This is a genomic window from Mesorhizobium sp. M0621 (genome assembly GCF_040320745.1).
Taxonomy (GTDB): domain Bacteria; phylum Pseudomonadota; class Alphaproteobacteria; order Rhizobiales; family Rhizobiaceae; genus Mesorhizobium.
This window is the reverse complement of the sequence record NZ_JAMYQF010000088.1, coordinates 1-19,583: the sequence shown is the minus strand read 5'-3', so window position 1 is coordinate 19,583 and position 19,583 is coordinate 1. Positions and strand designations below refer to the sequence as shown.

The window sequence follows — 19,583 nt, the reverse complement described above, 5'->3', positions numbered from 1 at the left end:
TGCGCATCGGCCTCGCCGAATTCCACGCCATCAAATACGGCGCCAACCTCGGACTGCGAAATGTGTGAATCCGATAGGTATAGTGACGGGGAGAAGGGCACTGTCGCGATCGTCGGCACCTGTTCTGCAACTTTGGAAATTGGCGAAATCCTCAATGCAGGCCTCTTTCTCCCCGTCGCTATACGGGGAGAAATGCCCGGCAGGGCAATGAGGGGCGGCGCCATGCTTTCAAGAAAACACCTTCGCCGCGCCGTCATTGCCGCAGCTTCTTGCATTGGCATTCTCGTTCTCTCCGCAGCTTCCCTCCGGGAACTCGACCGCGCCTTCCCGCCACCGCTGCCTGCCGAACTCACGGTCTCCACCGAAGTCCAGGATCGCGATGGCCAGCTGTTGCGCGCCTTCGCCACGCCGGACGGCTACTGGCGGCTCGAAACCCGGCTCGACCAGGTCGACAAGCAATTCGTCGACATGCTGGTGACCTACGAGGACAAGCGTTTCTGGGACCATGAGGGTGTCGACGTGCTGGCGCTGGCCCGTGCTGCCGGCCAGTTCGCCACCAGCGGCCACATCGTCTCCGGCGGCTCGACCCTGTCGATGCAGCTTGCCCGGCTGATCGAGCCGCGCGAAAGCCGCAGCCTCGGCTCCAAGATCAAGCAGATGCTGCGCGCCATCCAAATCGAGCGGCGGCTGTCCAAGCGCGAGATCCTCGAGCGCTACCTGACGCTGGCGCCTTATGGCGGCAATCTGGAAGGCGTGCGCGCCGCGTCCCTCGCCTATTTCGGCAAGGAGCCGAAGCGGCTTACCGTGTCGGAATCCGCCCTGCTCGTCGCCCTGCCGCAGCTGCCGGAAAAGCGGCGGCCCGACCGCAACCTGAAGATTGCCCACGCCGCACGCGACCGGGTGCTGACCCGCATGGTCTCCTCCGGCCTGCTCGGCGAACGCGAGGCCGCACGTGCCGCCCTCGACGATGTGGCGGGCCTGCGCCGCACCTTGCCGACGCTCGCCGCACACGCCGCCTATACGATGCTGCCCAAGGCGGTTCCCGGCCAGCCCTTGCAGCTGACGATCCGCAAGAGCGTCCAGGAAGGGCTGGAGCAGGTGGCGCGGGACGCGGCCACCAAGCTTGGACCTCGCCTGTCGGTCGCCATGGTGCTGGCGGACTCCCGCACCGGCGATATCCTCGGTGAAGTCGGCTCGGCCAATTTCTTCGACGCCAGCCGCTCCGGCTGGATCGACATGACCAAGATCGTTCGCTCACCCGGCTCGACGCTGAAGCCGTTCATCTACGGTCTTGCCTTCGAACAGGGACTGGTGGCGCAGGAGACGCTGATCGACGACAGCCCCGTCGATTTCTCCGGCTATCGGCCGAAGAATTTCGATATGGGCTATCAGGGCGATGTCAGCATCCGCCAGGCGCTGCAACTGTCGCTCAATGTGCCGGCGATCCGCGTGCTCGACGCCGTCGGGCCAACGCGGCTGATGGCGCGCTTTCGTCAGGCCGGCGTAAGCCCCGTGCTGCCGGTCAACGAGGCGCCGGGCCTGGCCATCGGCCTTGGCGGCGTCGGGATAACGTTGCGCGACCTCGTCCAGCTCTACACAGGGCTCGCCAATGGCGGCAAGACGCACACGCTGCATGACGGTACCGAGTCTGCCAATGCAGAGCGCACCACCGCCACCATCCTCGATGGTCAGGCCAACTGGCAGATCATCGACATCCTGTCGGGCGTCAAGCCGCCCGAAGGGGCGTTGCAGCGCGGCATCGCCTACAAGACCGGCACCTCCTACGGCTACCGCGACGCGTGGTCGGTCGGCTTCGACGGCCGCTATGTCCTGGGCGTCTGGGTCGGCCGCCCGGACGCCGGCGCGGTGCCGGGCCTGTCCGGCTATGTCTCGGCCGCTCCCATCCTCTTCGAGGGTTTTGTGCGCTCGGGTCTCGCCACCGTCCCATTGCCGGGCAAGCCGCCCGGCGTGTTCAACCCCAGGCGCGAGGATTTGCCGGTGACCCTCGCCCGCTTCGGCGCCGGGTCGGACGGCCTGGTGCAGGCGACAGTGACCGAACCCGCACCGACCATCATATTCCCGCCCGACGGCGCCCGCGTCGATCTCGGCACCAATTCAGTCGATGCCTCGCCGCTGGTGCTGAAGCTGCAAGGCGGCCGCGCGCCGTTCCGCTGGCTGGCCAACGGCAAGCCGCTCACCGGCATCGACCGTCGCCGCACCGCGACCTGGCAACCCGATGGCGCCGGCTATTCGACGCTGACGGTAATCGACGCCGCGGGGCGTGCGGCGAGTGTGAAGGTGTTCGTCGAATAGACCGAGCCAAGCGATTCATCGAATTGGCTTTCCGGGCGCTCGGCAGATAGCAGGATATTCACCCATGCCTGTTCCGAGGCACCCCCCTCTGGCCTGCCGGCCATCTCCCCCGCAAGGAGGGAGATCGGATTTCCTTTCCGCTTTCGCCAACTGTCAAAGACAATACGCAACGGCAAACCTGCCGATCTCCCCCCATGCGGGGGAGATGCCCGGCAGGGCAGAGGGGGGTGCCTCGCGCAATCCTCGACCGTTGTTAGCCTCAGCACTGGCAACAATAATCCTTGTCGCCGCAATCCCTCTACCCGCTTTCGCCGACGCCCTGCCCGCCGGCTTTGTCCGGCTCGCCGATATCGACCCCTCGATCCGCCAGGACATCCGCTATGCCGGCGTCGAAAACTTCCTGCATCGCAAGGCCGATGGCTATGAAGCGCCGGTCTGCATTCTCACCAGACAAGCGGCGGAAGCCCTTGCCGCCGTCCAGAAGGCGATCGTCGCCAAAAGCCTGACGCTGGTCGTGTTCGATTGCTACCGCCCTGCCCGCGCCGTCGCCGACATGGGCGAATGGACGAGACAAGGCGGGCCGCCCGATCCGCAATGGTATCCGAAGGTCAGGCGGGGCGACCTCGTCGCCAAGGGCTATGTCGGTGAACTGTCCAGCCATTCGCGTGGCTCGACGGTCGATATCGCCATCGCGCGCGTTGACGCTCCATCCGCGCCGAACCCGACCTGCGGCGACGTTGATGCCGACACGCTCGATTTCGGCACTGGCTTCGACTGCTTCGACCCGTTGAGCGAAACCACCCACCGCGGCCTCGCGGGTGAAGCGGCGGCAATCCGCAAGATGCTTGTCGAGGCCATGCGCACCGGCGGTTTCAAGAACTATGCACGCGAATGGTGGCATTTCACGCTGGCGAACGAACCGTTCGCCAAGGAGCGTTTCGACTTTCCCGTCACCGCCGATTGAGGCGCCGGACTAAATTCCACACGGCCTTGCCTCCGCACTGCTCATTTCTAAATAGGCTGGGGTGGCCGGCACGGATTCGTCCCGGAGAGGCAGGAGGAAAATATTTCTCCATACGACGAAAGATCGTCTAATATTTTCTCCAAGGGGGCAAAAAAGGCAACATTGATTGCATCTAATTTCTATCAATTCGGTAGATTTGACGTGGGTTCAACGGAGGCAGAAATGACCAAACCTCATTTCAGGAAACTGCTCGGCGCACTGGTCGCCACATCTGTCCAGTTCGGCACGCTCGGTTTCGCGTTTGCCGATACCACCATCCTCAACGTGTCGTACGATCCGACACGGGAGCTCTACAGGGCCTATGACGAAGCTTTCGTCGCCCATTGGAAGGCCGAGACCGGCGAGACGGTCACCGTCCAGCAGTCGCATGGCGGATCTGGCGCCCAGGCCCGCGCTGTGATCGACGGCCTCGATGCCGATGTGGTGACGCTGGCACTCGAAGGCGACATCAATGCGATCGTCTCGAAGTCGAAGAAGATCAATCCCGACTGGCGCAAGAAATTCGAAAACAATTCAGCACCTTACACCTCGACCATCATCTTCCTTGTCCGCAAGGGCAATCCCAAGGGCATCCACGACTGGAGCGACCTCGTCAAGGACGGCGTCCAGGTGATCACGCCCAATCCCAAGACCTCCGGCGGTGCACGCTGGAACTACCTCGCCGCCTGGGCTTACGCCAACGCCAATGACGGCGGCGACGAGGCCAAGAACAAGGAATTCGTCGGCAAGCTCTACGCCAATGCCCCGGTGCTCGACACCGGCGCGCGTGGCTCGACCGTGACCTTCGCGCAAAAGGGCATCGGCGATGTGCTGATCGGCTGGGAAAACGATGCCTATCTGGCACTCGACGAATTCGGCGCCGACAATTTCGACATCGTCTACCCGCCGACATCGATCCTGGCCGAGCCGCCGGTGGCGATTGTCGACGCCAATGTCGACGCCAAGGGCACGCGCAAGGTCGCCGAGGCCTATCTGGGCTGGCTCTATTCCAAGGAAGCGCAGACGATCATCGCCAAGAACCACTATCGTCCGGCCAAGCCCGAACTTGTGGCTCCGGCGGATCTGCCCAAGACACCTGAAATCAAGCTGATCTCCATCGACGATCCGCTTTTTGGCGGTTGGAAGAAGGCACAGCCTTATCATTTCGGCGATGGTGGTATATTCGACCAGATCTACAAGCCGGCCCAATGAGCTAAATCTAGATCAGGACGATATGACCACAGCACCCGCGCAGGCGGGGTGGCGGTTCAGACAGCCGAGTGTCATTCCGGGTTTCGGATTGACGCTCGGCTTCTCGCTTGCCTACCTCACCCTCATCATCCTCATCCCGCTGTCCGGGCTGATCTGGCGCTCGGCCGCCCTTGGCTGGCCCGAGTTCTGGGCGATAGCCACTGACCGTCGCACCATCAACGCGCTTGAAATCAGCTTCGGCACCGCCTTCATCGCGGCTGGCGTCAACGTTGTCTTCGGCACGCTCGTCGCCTGGGTGCTGGTGCGCTACCGCTTTCCCGGCCGCCGCATCGTCGATGCCATGGTCGACCTGCCCTTCGCGCTGCCGACGGCGGTGGCCGGCATCGCGCTGACCACGCTCTACGCGCCTAACGGCTGGATCGGCAAATTGCTGATGCCGCTTGGCATCAAGGTCGCCTATACGCCGCTCGGCATCGTCATCGCGCTGATCTTCATCGGCCTGCCCTTTGTCGTGCGCACCGTGCAGCCGATCATGGAGGAGATCGACAAGGAGGTGGAGGAAGCCGCCGCCACGCTTGGCGCCAGCCGCTTCCAGATCATCACCCGCATCCTGTTTCCGGGCCTGGCGCCGGCCATCATCACCGGCTTTTCGCTGGCTTTCGCGCGCGGCGTCGGCGAATACGGCTCGGTCATCTTCATCGCCGGCAATTTGCCTTACAAGTCCGAGATCGCGCCGCTTCTGATCGTCATCCGGCTGGAGGAATACAATTATCCGGCAGCGACCGCGATCGCGGCGGTCATGCTGTTTTTGTCGTTCCTGATGCTTTTGATCGTCAATCTCGTGCAGACATGGAGCCGCAAGCGCTATGGCTGATCCCGAGATCAAATCCTACGAACCGCATCATGAGAGCCGCTCGGCGGCGGTGACCGAGAGCCGGCCGGCGCAAGCCGTCCTGATGGCCATCGTCTTCGCTTTCCTTGGCATCTTTCTGCTCCTGCCGCTGATCATCGTCTTCCACGAGGCGCTGGCAAAAGGCGTCAGTGCCTATACGCAATCGCTGAGTGACGCAGACACGCGCTCGGCGATCCGGCTGACGCTGCTGGTGGCGGCGATCTCGGTGCCGCTCAACATCGTCTTCGGCATCTCCGCCGCCTGGGCAATCGCCAAGTTCGAGTTCAAGGGCAAGGCCTTCCTGACCACGCTGATCGACCTGCCCTTCTCGGTCTCGCCGGTCATTTCAGGCCTGGTCTATGTGCTTCTGTTCGGCGCCCAGGGGCTGCTCGGCACATGGCTGAAGGCGCATGGCATCGTCATCCTGTTTGCCGTGCCCGGCATCGTGCTGGCCACCGTCTTCGTCACCTTCCCCTTCGTCGCCCGCGAGCTGATCCCGCTGATGCAGGAACAGGGCAATGGCGACGAGGAGGCAGCCCTTTCGCTTGGCGCCAATGGCTGGCAAACCTTCTGGTATGTGACCTTGCCCAACGTCAAATGGGGGCTGCTCTACGGCGTGCTCCTGTGCAATGCGCGTGCCATGGGCGAGTTCGGCGCGGTCTCCGTGGTGTCGGGCCATATACGCGGCCTGACCAACACCATGCCGCTGCATGTCGAAATCCTCTATAACGAGTACAACGCCGTCGGCGCCTTTGCCGTCGCTTCATTGCTTGCGGGCCTGGCGCTCGTCACGCTGGTCTTGAAAACACTGCTCGAGATGCGCTACGGCGCCGAGATCGCCGCGACGCGCGGACACTGACAGAGGGGTTTGCATGGAAGTTCGCGTTGCCAACGTGCGCAAGGAATTTGACCGGTTTCCGGCGCTTCACGACGTGTCGCTCGACATCAAGTCGGGCGAGCTGATCGCGTTGCTGGGCCCGTCCGGGTCCGGGAAGACGACGCTGCTCAGGCTGATCGCGGGACTGGAGCTGCCGACGCGGGGAAATATCTTCTTCGGCGACGAAGACGCCTCGCAGAAGTCAATCCAGGAGCGCAATGTCGGCTTCGTCTTTCAGCACTATGCGCTGTTCCGGCACATGACGGTGGCCGACAATATCGGCTTCGGTCTGAAGGTCCGGCACGGGCCGTCGCGCCCTCCGGCGCAGGAGATCCGCCGCCGCGCCTCCGAGCTTCTCGATCTCGTCCAGCTCTCCGGTCTCGAGAAGCGATATCCGGCACAGCTTTCCGGCGGCCAGCGGCAGCGTGTGGCGCTGGCGCGCGCAATGGCTATCGAACCCAAGGTGCTGCTGCTCGATGAGCCGTTCGGCGCTCTCGATGCGCAGGTGCGCCGGGAGCTGCGCCGCTGGCTGCGCGAAATCCATGACGCCACCGGTCACACAACCGTCTTCGTCACCCACGACCAGGAAGAGGCGCTGGAACTTGCCGACCGCGTTGTGGTGATGAGCCAGGGCCGCATCGAGCAGGTCGGCACCGCCGACGACATCTACGACACGCCGAACTCGCCCTTCGTCTACGGCTTCATCGGTGAATCGAGCTCGCTCCCCGTCAAGGTCGAGAATGGCGAGATCTGGCTTGCTGACCGTCCGATCGGACTTGCCGCGCCCAACGAGCCCTCGGGCGATGCAACGCTTTACTTCCGCCCCCACGATGTCGAATTGCTGGACGGCTGCAGCGGCTGCATCGCCGGCACGGTCGCCGCCAGCCGGCGTGTCGCCGGCACGCGCCGGGTGGAACTCGAGATCGGCGGCGAGCGCCAGCGGGTCGAAATCGAATTGCCGGTCGATCACCCGGCGGCACAGAAAAGCCGGGTGGCGTTCCGTCCCGGACGCTGGAAGCTGTTTCCGCCGGCTTGATACTCTGTCGAGCGCTATTCCAGCCAGTTCTCGATCTTCAAGTCTTTGATCCGGTTGAACTCTCCCGTATTGGCGGTCACCAGCGTAGTGCCCAGTGCGCAAGCGTGGGCAGCAATAAAAAGGTCATTGTGGCCAATGGTCTGGCCAGCGCCTTCCAACTCGGCGCGAAGGGCGCCATATTCGGCATCCACCGGTACGTCGAGCGGCAGGACTGGGATTTCGGCCAGCAGTTCCTCGACTTTCCTCAGCAGCTTGGCCGACCCTTTCCTGGCGCAGCCATATCGCAATTCCGCGGCGACTACGATGCTGGTGCACACGGCGGCATCTCCCGCGCGCGCCATTGCACTTGCGGCCTTGCCAGCGGGGTTTCGGATCATGTCGCTGATGATGTTCGTGTCCAGCATGAACCGCATCAGAAAATTTCCTCGGATTTGATCGGCGCGTCGTCGATCTCGGGGAAGTCGTCCTCAGGACCGAGCGGCGGCTCTTTCGCCCATTGAGCGAGCAGCGCGGTGAGGCCGGGTTTGCGAACCGGCTCGATGACAAGGCGGTCGCCTTCACGGCTGATCAGGACCTTATCACCCGGAAGCTCGAACTCGACGGGAATGCGCACCGCCTGGCTGCGGTTGTTGCGAAACAGCTTCGCCTCCTTCGGCGGTGTTGGCGAATGCCGATTCTGGGGCATGGTCGCGACTCCATTGTATATGCCATTTGTATATGCCATACGACGCTGCGGTACAAGGCACAGAAAAACTCCGACGACGACAGCCGTCTGTTGGAACAGAATCCCAATAACTGCCCATTTCAGCGATATCTTTTCTCGCGGCAAGGCCGTGAAGCTACGGTGCGTGCCTCGTCGCGCATGATGCGCCACGGCTATGGTCCAGCATAACCCATTGCATCGGAGCCTTTTTTCATGAAGCGATTTTTCCTTGGCGTCGCCACCGTCGCCGGCCTGTTCCTCGCATCCTCCCAGGCCTGGTCGGCCGACAAACTGCTCAACGCGTCCTATGATGTCGGCCGCGAATTGTTCGTGCAGGTCAACAAGGCCTTCACCGCGCAACATCCGGGCGTCACCGTCGACCAGTCGCATGCCGGCACTTCGGCACAGGCGCGCGCCATCGCCGAGGGCCTTGGCGCCGATGTCGTTACCTTCAACCAGGTCACCGACATAGACTTCCTGGTCAAGAAGGGCCTTGTCTCGGCCGACTGGCAGAAGGATTTCCCCGACAACGCCTCCCCCTTCTATTCGCTGCCGTCCTTCCTGGTACGCGCCGGCAATCCCAAGCACATCAAGGACTGGAACGATCTCGTGCGCGACGACGTGCAGGTGATCTTCCCCAACCCGAAAACCTCCGGCAATGCGCGCTATACCTATCTGGCGGCTACCGCCTATGCCAAGGAAGCATTCAAGGGCGACGACGCCAAGGTGAAGGAGTTCATTACCAAGCTGTTCAACAACGTGCCGATCTTCGACACCGGCGGCCGCGCCGCGACCACCACCTTCGTGCAGCGCGAGATCGGCGACGTGCTGATCACCTTCGAGTCCGAGACGCGCGGCATCCGCAAGGAGTATGGCGACGACAAATTCGAGCAGGTCACGCCTTCGGTCAGCCTGCTGGCCGAATTCCCGGTCGCGATCGTCGACAAGGTCGCCGACGAGCATGGCACGCGCGAGCTGGCAAAGACCTATCTCGACTTCCTCTACACGCCGGAGGGCCAGGACATCCTCGCCCAGAACGGCACCCGGGTCCGCGATGCAGCAGTAGAGGCCAAATACAAAGCCCAGTTTCCCGATGTCCGCCTGCTGACCGTCGAAGATGTTTTTGGCGGCTGGGACAAGGTGCAGAAGGAGCATTTCGCCGCCGGCGGCCTGCTCGATCAGACCTATGGCAGCCGCTGACGACAGCCACATCCCGAGTAAACGAGAAATGCCGGCGCCTTGCCGGCTTTTTTCGTTCTGTGCGCCGGCAACCCGGTTTTCCGCAGAATATCGGCATCATCCGGGCAAAACGTTACAAAGAATCAACGCGTTTGTGCCTAAGGTGACATTCGGCGGCTTGTTTTCGCGAAATATCATCGCGCGACGAAAACGTCATTATTTGCACACAAACAGTCGCCAGATGCGAGTGGTTGGGGCTTCAATGGGTTGATCTGGGCATGCTGACAAAAAAAGGCAAATACGGCCTCAAGGCCCTCGTGCATCTGTCCGGCCTGCCGGTGGGCCAACTGGCCTTCGTCAACGACATCGCGGTGGCCAACAACATCCCGAAGAAATTCCTCGATGCCATCCTGGGCGAGTTGCGCAATGCAGGCTTCGTCCAGAGCCGCAAGGGCAAGGAAGGCGGCTATCGCCTCGCCCGGCCGGCCTCCGAAATCAAGATCGGCCATGTCGTGCGCGTGCTTGACGGGCCGCTGGCGCCGATTCCCTGCGCCAGCCGCACGCAGTATCAGCGCTGTGACGACTGCGATGAGGCGACCTGCCAGGTCCGGCACATGATGCTGGAAGTGCGGCAGGCGATCGCCGAAGTGCTGGACAATCGCAGCCTCGCCGCCATGCGCGATGCCGACAATGACGATTTCCCGGTCGAGCTGACGTCGCAGATTTAAATCAATGCCAAATGCACCGCGTTTGCAGATCGCAGGTGCGAAGGCTCATGACCTGCGTATCCAGTGGACGGCGGCAGCGACGAGTTCGCTGACCGGGCGCGTCGCATCGAGCGTTAATGCCCGCTCGTTCGCTGCCGGCGGCTCGAGGATGGCGAACTGGCTGTCGACAAGGCTCGCCGGCATGAAATGGCCCTTGCGGTTGCCGACACGCTGCATGGCCGTGGCAGGGTCGATCTCCAGATAGAGGAAGACGATCCGCGGGCAGAAGCCGCTCAAGCGCGCGCGGTAGCTGCGCTTCAGCGCCGAGCAGGCGGCAACCACGCCCTGTCCGCTGTCCACGGACTCAGCGATGCGTTCGCCGATCGCGTCGAGCCAGCCTTCGCGCAATTGATCGGTGAGCGGCTCGCCGCTTGCCATGCGCGCGACATTTTCCGGCGGGTGCAGTCTGTCGCCCTCAATGAAGATTACGCCCAATTCGGCCGCCAGCGCCGTGCCGACGGCCGACTTGCCGCAGCCGGCGACGCCCATCACCACGATGACCGGCACTGAGCCGGGAGCGCCCGTCGGCGCCTGTGCTGCTTTTTCGTCCACTGTCAGCGGCTTGCCGGCGCGCGGCCGTAGAGCAGCAGCATGGCGACGATGACGACGCCGTAGATAATCTGCCGCCCCGCTTCCGGCATCTGCATGACCGACAGGATGGATTGCAGCAGCGTGATCAGGATGACGCCGGCGACGGTGCCGAGATAGGAGCCCCGCCCGCCCAGGATCGAGGTGCCGCCAAGCACCACAGCGGCGATCGACGGAAGCAAATAGGCGTCACCCATCGACTGCGCCGCCTTGGAGGCATAGCCGGCCAATAGCACGCCACCGAAGGCCGAAAGACCGCCGGAGACGGCGAAGGCGATCATCACGACGCGCCGTGTGTCGATGCCGGAGAGATAGGCCGCGCGCTCGCGGTTACCGATGCCGTAAACGGTGCGGCCGAAGCTGGTGCGGGTCAGCACGAAGACCATCGCAGCCCCGATCAGCGCCCAGATGATGACCGCGTTGGGCACGCCCGGAATGGTGAAACCTGTCGCCAGGTAGCGCATCGCGCCCGTCGCCGAATCCTGTGGTGAGAAGCCGCCGGTGTAGACGACCATCAGACCCTGCGCGACGGCGTTGGTGGCCAGCGTGATGATCATCGAGGGGATGCGCAGATAGGCGACGCCGATGCCGTTGACGAAGCCGATCAGCATGCCGCAGACGATGCCGAACGGAATGGCCAGCGCCACGCCGACCGGACCATAGGCCGCCGCCGCGCAGGCCATCATCGCGCCCGCCGCCACCGCCCACGGCACCGACAGGTCGATCTGGCCAAGCAGGATGACCAGCATCATGCCGGTGGCGATGACGCCGAGGAACGAAGCCACTTTGAGCTGCTGCAAGAGATATTCAGGCGACAGGAAGCTTCTGGAATAGAGGCTGCCGAGGAACAGCAACAGCACGATGCAGGCAAAGGCCGTCAGCACCGCCGGATCGGCGCGGCGGATGAATCGGGGCATGCGGCCGGCAATGCCGCCAAGCGTCGTTTCGCTCACAGGAACCACTCCAGCCGGTTGCGGACCCGAAACAGGGCGAAGGCGCCGAGGCTGACGGCGACCAGCAGGATAACGCCCTGGAACAGCGGCTGCCAGAGCGGATCGAAATCGAAGACGAACAGAAGGTCGCCAATGGTGCGGAAGGCCAGCGCGCCGAAGATCGCGCCGATGGCGCTGCCCTTGCCGCCGAACAGCGAGACGCCGCCGAGCACCACGGCGGCGATCGAAAACAGCGTGTAGGCGTTGCCGCTGGCATAGGCCGCCTCGCCCGTATAGGTGAAGAAGGTCAGGAACAGGCCGCCGATCGCGGCCAGCAGCCCGGCCAGCGTGTAGGCGGCGAATTTGCCGCGCCGGATCGGCACGCCTGACATATAGGCCGCCGTCTCCGACGACCCCGCCGCGTAAGCGGCACGGCCGAGCACCGATCGGCTGAACGGCACCCAGATCACCAGCACGATGACGAACAGCACGACAAGGCTCGCCGGGACCACGCCAAACACGCGGCCGGTCAGCGCATCAGCCAGATCCTCATTGACCGAACCGCCCGGAAATGGCCGCAGCAACAGGCCGATGCCGTAATAGACGGCCCCTGTGGCAATCGTGGCAACGATCGGCTGCAGCCGCCCATAGATGACGATGGCGCCGTTGATGGCGCCGCATAAAAGGCCCACCGCCAGCACGGCGATGACGCCCAGCGTCGTCTGCATCGGCGTGCCCACCACCAGCCAGGAGGCGAGGCAATTGGTGAGCAGGAAGATCATGCCGATGGAGAGGTCGATGCCGGCGGTGATTACCACCAGCGTCTGGGCCATCGCCACAAAGGCGAGCAGCACGCCTTTGTTCGAGGCTGTCTGCACGACGTTGGCGGTGAAGCCGGCCGGATGGTTCGAGGTGTAGATGACGAACATGACGATGAAAATGCCGAACGCCAGCAGCGTTCCGCGCTGTTCGGCCAGCCAGTAGCGCCAATCTTTCACGCGTCCGCTCCCAGGCCCACCGGGCTCTCCTCGCCATGGATGTTGAGCGCGCTTGATATCAGCGCCCGTTCGGTGATCTCGGCGCCGACCAGTTCGCGCTTGACCGCCCCGTCATAGAGCACGAGCACGCGGTCGCAGCAGCCGATCAGCTCGTCATAATCGGTCGAGTAGAACAGGATCGCCGCACCCGCGTCGGCCAGCTTGCGCATCAGCTGATACAGCTCCTGCTTGGTGCCGACGTCGATGCCGCGCGTCGGATCGTTGAGCAGGATGATGCGCGGCTGGCGCATCAGCCATTTGGCGATGACCACCTTCTGCTGGTTGCCGCCCGAAAGCGCGCCGACCGGAATGTCGAGGCCCGCCGTCTTGATCGCCAAAAGGCCGACCATGTCGTCGATCAGCCGCTGTTCGGCGGCACGGTCGATGATGCCGGTTTTCGACAGCCGGTCGAGCGCGGCGAAGGACAGGTTCTCGCGCACCGTCATCGGCAGCATCAGGCCTTCGGTCTTGCGGTCCTCGGGAATGAGCGCCATGCCGATGCCGTCGTCGCGCGCGACGGATGGACTGGTGATCGACACAGGCTTGCCGTCGATCAGGATCTGGCCGGACAGGCCGCGTAGCACGCCGAAGAAGGCGAGCAGCAACTCGCGCTGGCCCTGGCCGTCGAGGCCACCGAGCCCGACCACCTCGCCCGCCCTGACAGTCAGCGAGATGTCGTGCAGCCGGTCGGCCCAGGAGAGCTTACGGGCTTCGAGCCTGGGGGCGGCGGTGGCTGGTACGGCCGCCGGCTTGGGCGGAAAGATGTGGCTGTATTCTCGGCCGATCATCAACTCGACCACTTCATTGTCGCTCTTCGAGCCGGCCTTGTAGCTGGCAACGTTGCGGCCGTTGCGAAACACCGTGCATTGGTCGGCAAGCTCGGCGATCTCGTTCATGCGGTGCGAGATGTAAAGCAGCGCCAGCCCTTCCGAGCGCAGCCGCTTCAGCACCGCGAAGATGTTCGAGACATCGGCTGCCGTCAGCGCCGACGTCGCCTCGTCAAGGATCAGGATGCGTGGCTTGCGGGCTAATGCCTTGGCGATCTCGACCATCTGCCGGCGCGACAATGGCAGGTCCTTGACCAGGGCCAAAGGGTGGATGTCAGCCGCGCCCGCGCGCGCCAGCGCCTCCTCGGCGATGCGGCGTTGCGCCTTGCGGTCGATCATGCCGAAGCGTTTGGGTGGATCGGAAATGACGATGTTGTCGGCGACGCTGAGTTCGGGAACCAGCGACAGCTCCTGGAAGATGCAGACGATGCCCGCCTTGTTGGCGGCAGCCGGAGAGGCGAAAGTTACCTCGCGGCCATCCAACGTCATCCGGCCTTCGTCGGCCGCGACGACGCCCGCCATGACCTTGATCAGCGTCGATTTGCCGGCGCCATTTTCGCCAAGGATGGCGTGGATTCTGCCTGGCGTGACCAAAAGCTCGGCCTTCTCCAGCGCCCGCACGCCACCATAGCGCTTGGATATGCCTTCCATCCGGAAGAGCGGAACCGCACCGTCCATCGGCCCTCCCCAGGCAGTTTAACGATCAGACCTATCGAGTGGTCGGCGCCGCGGGGTCCCACGGCGCCGTTGTGCAGCCTATTGGTCAGCCTTGGTCTGACCCATGATTTCCTGCGCCGTGAAATTGATGCCGCAGGTCGGGAAGGAATTGCCGACGAAGAAATTGTCGGACTGGTCTGGGAAGAAATCCTCGCCTGCCTTGAAGTTCGGATCCTCAACGATCGCCAGCGGCAGCTTGACCGATTGCGGGACGACATTGCCTTCAAGTGCCGAGATCGCCGTCTTGATGGCGACCGCAACCTGCGCTGGGCCGGTACCGGCTGACGAACATTTCAACCCGTCGCCTGCATGGGCAGCGCAGAATTTGCGAAAGCCGTTCTCGGTCTCGCCGCCGAACGGCACGAAGGGATGCTTGGCATCGATCATCGCCTGCACGATGCCGGTGTCGCCACCTTGTCCGGTCACACCGTCGAAGGGACCGTTGGTGGCAATCGCGTCGGCCGAGGCCTTCTGCGCAACGCCGTCATCCCACTTGCCGACAACCTCGGTGACTGCCCATTTCTTGCCGGAAGCGTCGAGAGCCTCATGGATGCCATTGTGCCGGTCGGTGTCGACCGACGTTCCAGCAACGCCACGCACCTCGAGCACCTTGCCGCCGTTCGGCACATGCGTGACCAACCATTTGCCCCATAGTTCGCCAAGGCCTTTCTGGTCGACGTTGACGTTGATGGCGTCCTTGGTGTCGAGAATGTTGTCAAAGGCAACCAGCACGACGCCGGCCTCCTTGGCACGCTTGATCACCGGCCCGAAGGCTGTCGGGTTCTGCGCGTTGACGACGATCGCGTCATAGCCGGAATCGATGAAGTTGTTGATCGCCGAAATCTGCGCCGGAACATCTTCACCGGTCGAGACGACCTTGAATTCCTTCAGCTTCGCGGCGACGTCCTTTTGTGCCGCATAGGCCTTTGCGGTCTGCACCATCTGGATACGCCAGGTGTTGGCGATATAGCCGTTGGCGAGCGCGATGCGGTATGGGCCGTCCTTCTTGGGAAACTTGAAGAACTGCGTATCCGCAGCCCAGGGTGCGAAGCAATCCGGCTCCGCCGCCGGACCCTTGACGACTTCAGGGCCCGCGGCAATTGCCGACGAGCTCAACATGACGAATGCAGTGGCGGCAACGATGCCACCAACAAGTGACTTGATCATCGATATTCCTCCCAGTTGCAGTTCTGATTGTGGTTTCGCTGTGCGAAGTTTTTTGACGCGATGGGCCTGGCACCTCCTTGCCTTGGCATACGCGGTTTAGTTGCCCGTGACGGCCGACCTGGTTCCTCCCTTGTCACCGCCAAGCGGGCGAAAACTATCATATTATCCATAATAAACAAGTTTTAGTTGTCGCTTATGTATAATAAACAGGCACGACCTGTTGTTCATCTACCTGTCCAACAGAGATGGTAGCGCTACCAAATTTGCATGTAAACCGGCATTCGCACAGTCGCCTCTGTGTGTTTCAACGGGCGGTGCTCTCGCGGCGCTTGAGCTCGAAACCGAGATCGACGATCCGTTGCTCCGGCCTGTTGCCGGCGATCGCCGCCAGCGCCATGGCGACCGCACGCCGGCCGATCTCATAGCGAGGGGTGCGGATGCTGGTGATCGACGGAAACGCCACCTGCATCATGTCGAGGTCGTTGAAACCGACGATGCCGATCGTCTTCGGCACCGCGATCGAGGCGCGATGACACTCGAACAACACGCCGAGCGCGATGTCGTCATTGTTGCAGAAGACACCGTCGAGTGTCGGCACCTTGGCCAGCGCGTCGCGGAACATCTCGCGGCCGAGCGATACGCTGGACGGAACCGGCGTTGTGGTGACAAGGCGCGGGTCGAACAGGCCGGCGGCCTCCATCGCCGCGCGATAGCCGGCAAGGCGCCTCTGCGAGCGCGGATCCATGCGCGCGCCGATGAAGCCGATGCGGCGATAGCCCGCCTCGATCAGATGTTCGGTCGCCGTCCTGCCGCCGTCGAGATGTGAGAAACCGACCATCATGTCGACCGGATCGGGCCCGGTCTCCATGACCTGCACCACCGGGCAGCCGGCGCTCTCCAGCAGCTTTCGCGAGGCCGGCGTCTGGTCGATGCCGGCGACGATCAGCGCTGCCGGCCGCTGCGAACCGAACAGCTGCAGCAGCCGCTCTTCCTCGAGGCCGGAATAATGGGTGTTGCCGAGCTGGATGCGGAACGGGCTGGCCGACAGGCTGTCATAGATGCCGCGCACCACCTCGGCAAAGACGTTGTTGGTGAGCGACGGCACCAGCACGCCGAACACTTCGGCGCGCGCCGAGGCCAGCGCCCGCGCATTCGGGTCCGGGACGTAACCGAGTTCGTCGACGGCGGCCTGGATCTGGCGGCGCAATTCTTCCGAGACGCGCTCCGGCTCGCGCAAGGCGCGCGACACGGTGATGGCGCCGACGCCGGCCTTGCGCGCGACATCCGATATGGTCGGGCGGCCGCCGCCACGGCGCGAGCGCGGCTTGATCACGGACGCGCTCGCTCGGGAATGCACCCCGTAGGGCGCGATATGATTGTTTTTATTGTCGCCATCCTACCGGCCCCGCGTTGCCGCACCCAATCGCCTTCTGGCGTCGCGCAGCCTGTTGTCCTTGTCAAGCAACGGCAACAATCCTGCCAACCTTCAGGCCATCACGGCGGTGCTGCGCCGTGCCTTCCAGAACAACAGTCCGATCGCCAGTATGTTCAGCAAATTCCAGGCGATGCCGTTGAGGAACGCAGCCGCATAGGAACCGGTCAAGTCGTAGATCCAGCCCGACATCCAGCCACCGATCGCCATGCCGAAGATGGTCGCCATCATGACGATGCCGATGCGCTGGCCGGCCTCTTTGGCGGGCATGTAGTCGCGCACGATGATGGCGTAGCAAGGCACGATGCCGCCTTGCGACAGGCCGAACACCAGCGACACCACATAGAGCGAGGCAAGTCCGTCGAACGGGATGTAGAACAGCAGCGACAGGCACTGCAGCATCGAGCCGATCATCAGTGTCCACACAGCACCGATACGGTCGGCGAGAAAGCCCGACGCCAACCGGCTGACAACGCCGCCGGCCATCATGATCGACAGCATGTCGGCGCCATGCGCAACGCCGTAGCCGAGATCCATGCAATAGGCGACGATATGCACCTGCGGCATCGACATCGCCACGCAGCAGCCGAGCCCGGCGACGACCAGCAGCACCTGCAACGCCGCCGGCGACAGCGAGATCGGCTGCACCAGCCGGCTTCCCGGCGAGCCGGCAGCGGCTGCCGCCGGGGCACCGCGCCGCAGCATCAGCACCAGCGGCCCCATGGTCACTAGGCAGAAGATGCCTATTGCCGCATAGGTAAAACGCCAGCCTTCCGCCTTCATCAGTGTCGGCATGATGGTTGGCCAGATCGCTCCGGCAAGGTAGTTGCCGGCGGCCGCCGCGGTCACTGCGACACCGCGCCGGCGGTTGAACCAGTGCGAGATGTCGGCAATCAGCGGCCCGAAGATCACGGACGTGCCGACGCCGATCAGAACCCCTTGAGCAAGGGTGAATTGCAGGATCGAGGTCGACAGCGCCGCGAGCAGGAGGCCGGCGGAGAGCGCAATCGAAGAGAGCAGCGCCGGGATCCAGTAGCCCATACGGTCGATGGCGCGGCCGATCAGCACGTTGCCGGCGGCAAAACCGACCATGGTCGCGGTGTAGGGCATTGAAGCCGCGGCGCGGTCGACGCCGAATTCGGCCTGCACGGCGGGCAGCACGACGACAACCGCCCACATGCCGACGGCGCCGATCGTCGCCAGCAGCATCGAGATGGCAAGCCGCATCCAGGCATAGGAGCTGTCGATGCCGGGACTTGGCCGGCTCAAGTCGGTTCGGGTCAAGGCGTTTCCTGTCGGCGGTCTCAACAATCGGCTGCCGTTCGCGCCACTATCGGCGCATTCTCAGGCCGCAGCAGCGCCACAGCGGGCAAATCCGTGGCTCCAGGCCCTAAAGCAATTCCAGGAAAAGTGTGAAGCGGTTTTCCATCCGGAATTGCGTCAAGACAAAGAGGTAGAGCGGTTCAACGTTTCCGTTAAACCGCTCCAGGGCGAATGCAGGAACCGATGCCAATATGCGGAGTTTCCCAACAAGCAAACCGGCAAAGGAGTCCAGCCATGACCGCCACCAAGAAGAAATGGTCGGCCGAGGTGACCGAGCACAGCGACGCGCTGGATCTCGAGGATCACGTCTTCGAATCCGACGACGCCAAGAAGATCGCCGCCTCGCTCAAGCGATCCGCCGAACACAGCCACCGGCGCAAGGCCGAGCCGTTCCAGTCCGCCATGTCGATGCTGAACTTCTACATCAATCGCGCCGGCAAGAACCTGCCCGCCGCGCGCAAAAAAGTGCTTGAGGACGCCAAGGACGAACTGCGCACCGCCTTCGGGCGCGAGAAGGACGATTAGCTGCGACCCGATAGACCCTACCGGGCGCGGATGACGCCGTCGGTGTTGGCCAACAACTTGCGCACCGCGTTGCGCGCCGCGTCCGGGCGTTGCAGCCGAATGTTCTTCTCGATCGCCTCGTGCAGCTTCTGAGCGTGGTTGAGATCGTCGATTTCCCGCGTCGTATAGGCAAAGAGATGATCGAAGGCGGATTCGATCAGCACGCCGAGCGGCACCAGAAGGTCGTTGCCCGAAGCGCGCAGGATGGCGAGGTGAAACCGCGTGTCGGCGCGGGTGCGCTCCTGCAGGCTGGTCGCCGCGCCCATCTCCCGGCAGGCCTGGCTGATCTCCGCCATCTGTTCTTCGGTGCGCCGCATGGCGGCAAAGGCGGTCGCTTCCGGCTCGATGATGTGGCGGAATTCCTGCACGGTCTTCAAAAACACTTCGCGATCCGGCGACGTCGCGTACCAGGCCAGCACGTCGCGATCGAGCAGGTTCCAGCGTTCCTTCGGCTCGACCCAGCTGCCGATCTTGGGACGCGAGGCCAAGAGGCTCTTGGCCATCAGCATCTTGATCGCCTCGCGCACCGCCGAGCGGCTGACGCTGAAGGTCTCCGACCATTTCGCTTCGTTGGGCAGGATGGTGCCGGGCGGATAGTCGCCGCGCACGATCCTGAGGCCGATCTCGCTGGCCAGAGAGGCATGGACGCTCGACCCTGGAATGCGCGCCGCATCAGGTCGGCGAACGCCGGCGGGACGCTCGGTGGAGGCCGATTTCGCTGACGATTTTTCCTTGTTCGGCTTCGCGTCCCGCATAGGCTCCAGAAAGTCTGGATTGAGGGTGCTGTCAAGCGCGGCAAGCGGCTTGGGCCGCAAAGCCGGCCGCTGTGCACAGATCAGCCCCGATCCGCTGCTTGATTGGCATGTCGAGATTCAGGTCAGGCCGAGCCGAGGATGATGGATTTCGAGAACCGGAGCGCAGCGTACTTTTGGGTACGTGTTGGGGTGGACGGCCCCCGACGGCATCGTGATGTGCCAGAATGAGGTCGTTGAAGATCTCAAACAAGGGAGACCG

At 63.3% G+C, this 19,583-nt stretch carries 20 protein-coding genes; 9 read left to right on the top strand and 11 right to left on the bottom strand.

Annotated elements, in window-relative coordinates; all coding sequences use genetic code 11:
- Nucleotides 1-224: hypothetical protein (locus tag NKI38_RS32070; RefSeq protein ID WP_352664691.1), on the bottom strand; the 224-nt coding region annotated here is incomplete at its 3' end.
- On the opposite strand from NKI38_RS32070, the gene pbpC reads away from it, so the two are divergent.
- The 6 genes from pbpC (at nucleotide 223) to NKI38_RS32040 (ending at nucleotide 7,333) form a co-directional block, all read left to right on the top strand.
- Nucleotides 223-2,313, top strand: coding sequence for a penicillin-binding protein 1C (gene pbpC, locus NKI38_RS32065; protein WP_352664689.1), 2,091 nt, complete (start codon nucleotides 223-225; stop codon nucleotides 2,311-2,313). The genes NKI38_RS32070 and pbpC overlap by 2 nt on opposite strands.
- A 250-nt stretch (nucleotides 2,314-2,563) precedes the next feature.
- A complete protein-coding gene (locus NKI38_RS32060) occupies nucleotides 2,564-3,277 on the top strand; it encodes a M15 family metallopeptidase (protein ID WP_352664687.1) in 714 nt (237 codons plus the stop codon).
- 222 nt (nucleotides 3,278-3,499) lie between these two features.
- A complete protein-coding gene (locus NKI38_RS32055) occupies nucleotides 3,500-4,528 on the top strand; it encodes a sulfate ABC transporter substrate-binding protein (protein WP_352635678.1) in 1,029 nt (342 codons plus the stop codon).
- A gap of 22 nt (nucleotides 4,529-4,550) precedes the next feature.
- On the top strand, nucleotides 4,551-5,402 hold the full coding sequence (gene cysT, locus NKI38_RS32050) for a sulfate ABC transporter permease subunit CysT (RefSeq protein WP_352664685.1): 852 nt from the start codon (nucleotides 4,551-4,553) through the stop codon (nucleotides 5,400-5,402).
- Nucleotides 5,395-6,279, top strand: a complete 885-nt coding sequence (gene cysW / locus NKI38_RS32045) for a sulfate ABC transporter permease subunit CysW (RefSeq protein ID WP_352664683.1) — start codon at nucleotides 5,395-5,397, stop codon at nucleotides 6,277-6,279. The genes cysT and cysW overlap by 8 nt, the downstream gene beginning before the upstream one ends.
- A gap of 13 nt (nucleotides 6,280-6,292) precedes the next feature.
- Nucleotides 6,293-7,333, top strand: a complete 1,041-nt coding sequence (locus NKI38_RS32040; RefSeq protein WP_352664681.1) for a sulfate/molybdate ABC transporter ATP-binding protein — start codon at nucleotides 6,293-6,295, stop codon at nucleotides 7,331-7,333.
- Nucleotides 7,334-7,347: 14 nt separating this feature from the next.
- Here NKI38_RS32040 and NKI38_RS32035 read toward each other — a convergent pair whose 3' ends face one another.
- Both NKI38_RS32035 and NKI38_RS32030 read right to left on the bottom strand, forming a co-directional pair.
- Entirely contained in the window at nucleotides 7,348-7,746 is a 399-nt protein-coding gene (locus NKI38_RS32035; RefSeq protein ID WP_352664679.1) for a type II toxin-antitoxin system VapC family toxin, read from the bottom strand.
- Nucleotides 7,746-8,018 (bottom strand): antitoxin, encoded by a 273-nt coding sequence (locus NKI38_RS32030; protein WP_352664692.1) that lies wholly within the window; start codon nucleotides 8,016-8,018, stop codon nucleotides 7,746-7,748. Before NKI38_RS32030 ends, NKI38_RS32035 begins: the two co-directional genes overlap by 1 nt.
- Nucleotides 8,019-8,249: 231 nt before the next feature.
- Here NKI38_RS32030 and NKI38_RS32025 point away from each other — a divergent pair, with 231 nt between their 5' ends.
- On the top strand, nucleotides 8,250-9,236 hold the full coding sequence (locus NKI38_RS32025) for a sulfate ABC transporter substrate-binding protein (protein WP_352664677.1): 987 nt from the start codon (nucleotides 8,250-8,252) through the stop codon (nucleotides 9,234-9,236).
- A 257-nt stretch (nucleotides 9,237-9,493) separates the two neighbouring features.
- A complete protein-coding gene (locus tag NKI38_RS32020) occupies nucleotides 9,494-9,943 on the top strand; it encodes an RrF2 family transcriptional regulator (RefSeq protein WP_136622569.1) in 450 nt (149 codons plus the stop codon).
- Nucleotides 9,944-9,988: 45 nt separating this feature from the next.
- On the opposite strand, the gene NKI38_RS32015 is transcribed toward NKI38_RS32020, so the two are convergent.
- The 7 genes from NKI38_RS32015 to NKI38_RS31985 form a co-directional block, all read right to left on the bottom strand.
- Nucleotides 9,989-10,534 carry a gluconokinase gene (locus tag NKI38_RS32015; protein ID WP_352635689.1) on the bottom strand — a complete coding sequence of 182 codons (546 nt, stop codon included), beginning with the start codon at nucleotides 10,532-10,534 and terminating at the stop codon, nucleotides 9,989-9,991.
- A gap of 2 nt (nucleotides 10,535-10,536) precedes the next feature.
- The gene (locus NKI38_RS32010; RefSeq protein ID WP_352664675.1) at nucleotides 10,537-11,523 is read right to left on the bottom strand and encodes an ABC transporter permease; all 987 of its coding nucleotides are present in this window, start codon (nucleotides 11,521-11,523) and stop codon (nucleotides 10,537-10,539) included.
- The gene (locus NKI38_RS32005; protein WP_352664673.1) at nucleotides 11,520-12,500 is read right to left on the bottom strand and encodes an ABC transporter permease; all 981 of its coding nucleotides are present in this window, start codon (nucleotides 12,498-12,500) and stop codon (nucleotides 11,520-11,522) included. Before NKI38_RS32005 ends, NKI38_RS32010 begins: the two co-directional genes overlap by 4 nt.
- On the bottom strand, nucleotides 12,497-14,044 hold the full coding sequence (locus NKI38_RS32000) for a sugar ABC transporter ATP-binding protein (RefSeq protein ID WP_352664671.1): 1,548 nt from the start codon (nucleotides 14,042-14,044) through the stop codon (nucleotides 12,497-12,499). Before NKI38_RS32000 ends, NKI38_RS32005 begins: the two co-directional genes overlap by 4 nt.
- A gap of 78 nt (nucleotides 14,045-14,122) precedes the next feature.
- Nucleotides 14,123-15,250: a sugar ABC transporter substrate-binding protein gene (locus NKI38_RS31995; RefSeq protein WP_352664669.1), complete on the bottom strand. Its 1,128-nt coding sequence runs from the start codon at nucleotides 15,248-15,250 to the stop codon at nucleotides 14,123-14,125.
- A gap of 304 nt (nucleotides 15,251-15,554) precedes the next feature.
- Nucleotides 15,555-16,583, bottom strand: coding sequence for an HTH-type transcriptional regulator GntR (gntR, locus tag NKI38_RS31990; RefSeq protein ID WP_352664667.1), 1,029 nt, complete (start codon nucleotides 16,581-16,583; stop codon nucleotides 15,555-15,557).
- Between the two features lie 153 nt (nucleotides 16,584-16,736).
- On the bottom strand, nucleotides 16,737-17,966 hold the full coding sequence (locus tag NKI38_RS31985; RefSeq protein ID WP_352664665.1) for an MFS transporter: 1,230 nt from the start codon (nucleotides 17,964-17,966) through the stop codon (nucleotides 16,737-16,739).
- Nucleotides 17,967-18,239: 273 nt separating this feature from the next.
- On the opposite strand from NKI38_RS31985, the gene NKI38_RS31980 reads away from it, so the two are divergent.
- Complete coding sequence (locus NKI38_RS31980) at nucleotides 18,240-18,530, top strand: DUF3175 domain-containing protein (RefSeq protein ID WP_352664663.1); 291 nt, start codon at nucleotides 18,240-18,242, stop codon at nucleotides 18,528-18,530.
- Between the two features lie 17 nt (nucleotides 18,531-18,547).
- Here the strand turns inward: NKI38_RS31980 and NKI38_RS31975 are convergent, their stop codons facing one another.
- Nucleotides 18,548-19,324, bottom strand: coding sequence for a FadR/GntR family transcriptional regulator (locus tag NKI38_RS31975; protein ID WP_352635704.1), 777 nt, complete (start codon nucleotides 19,322-19,324; stop codon nucleotides 18,548-18,550).
- Nucleotides 19,325-19,583: the final 259 nt, after the last annotated feature.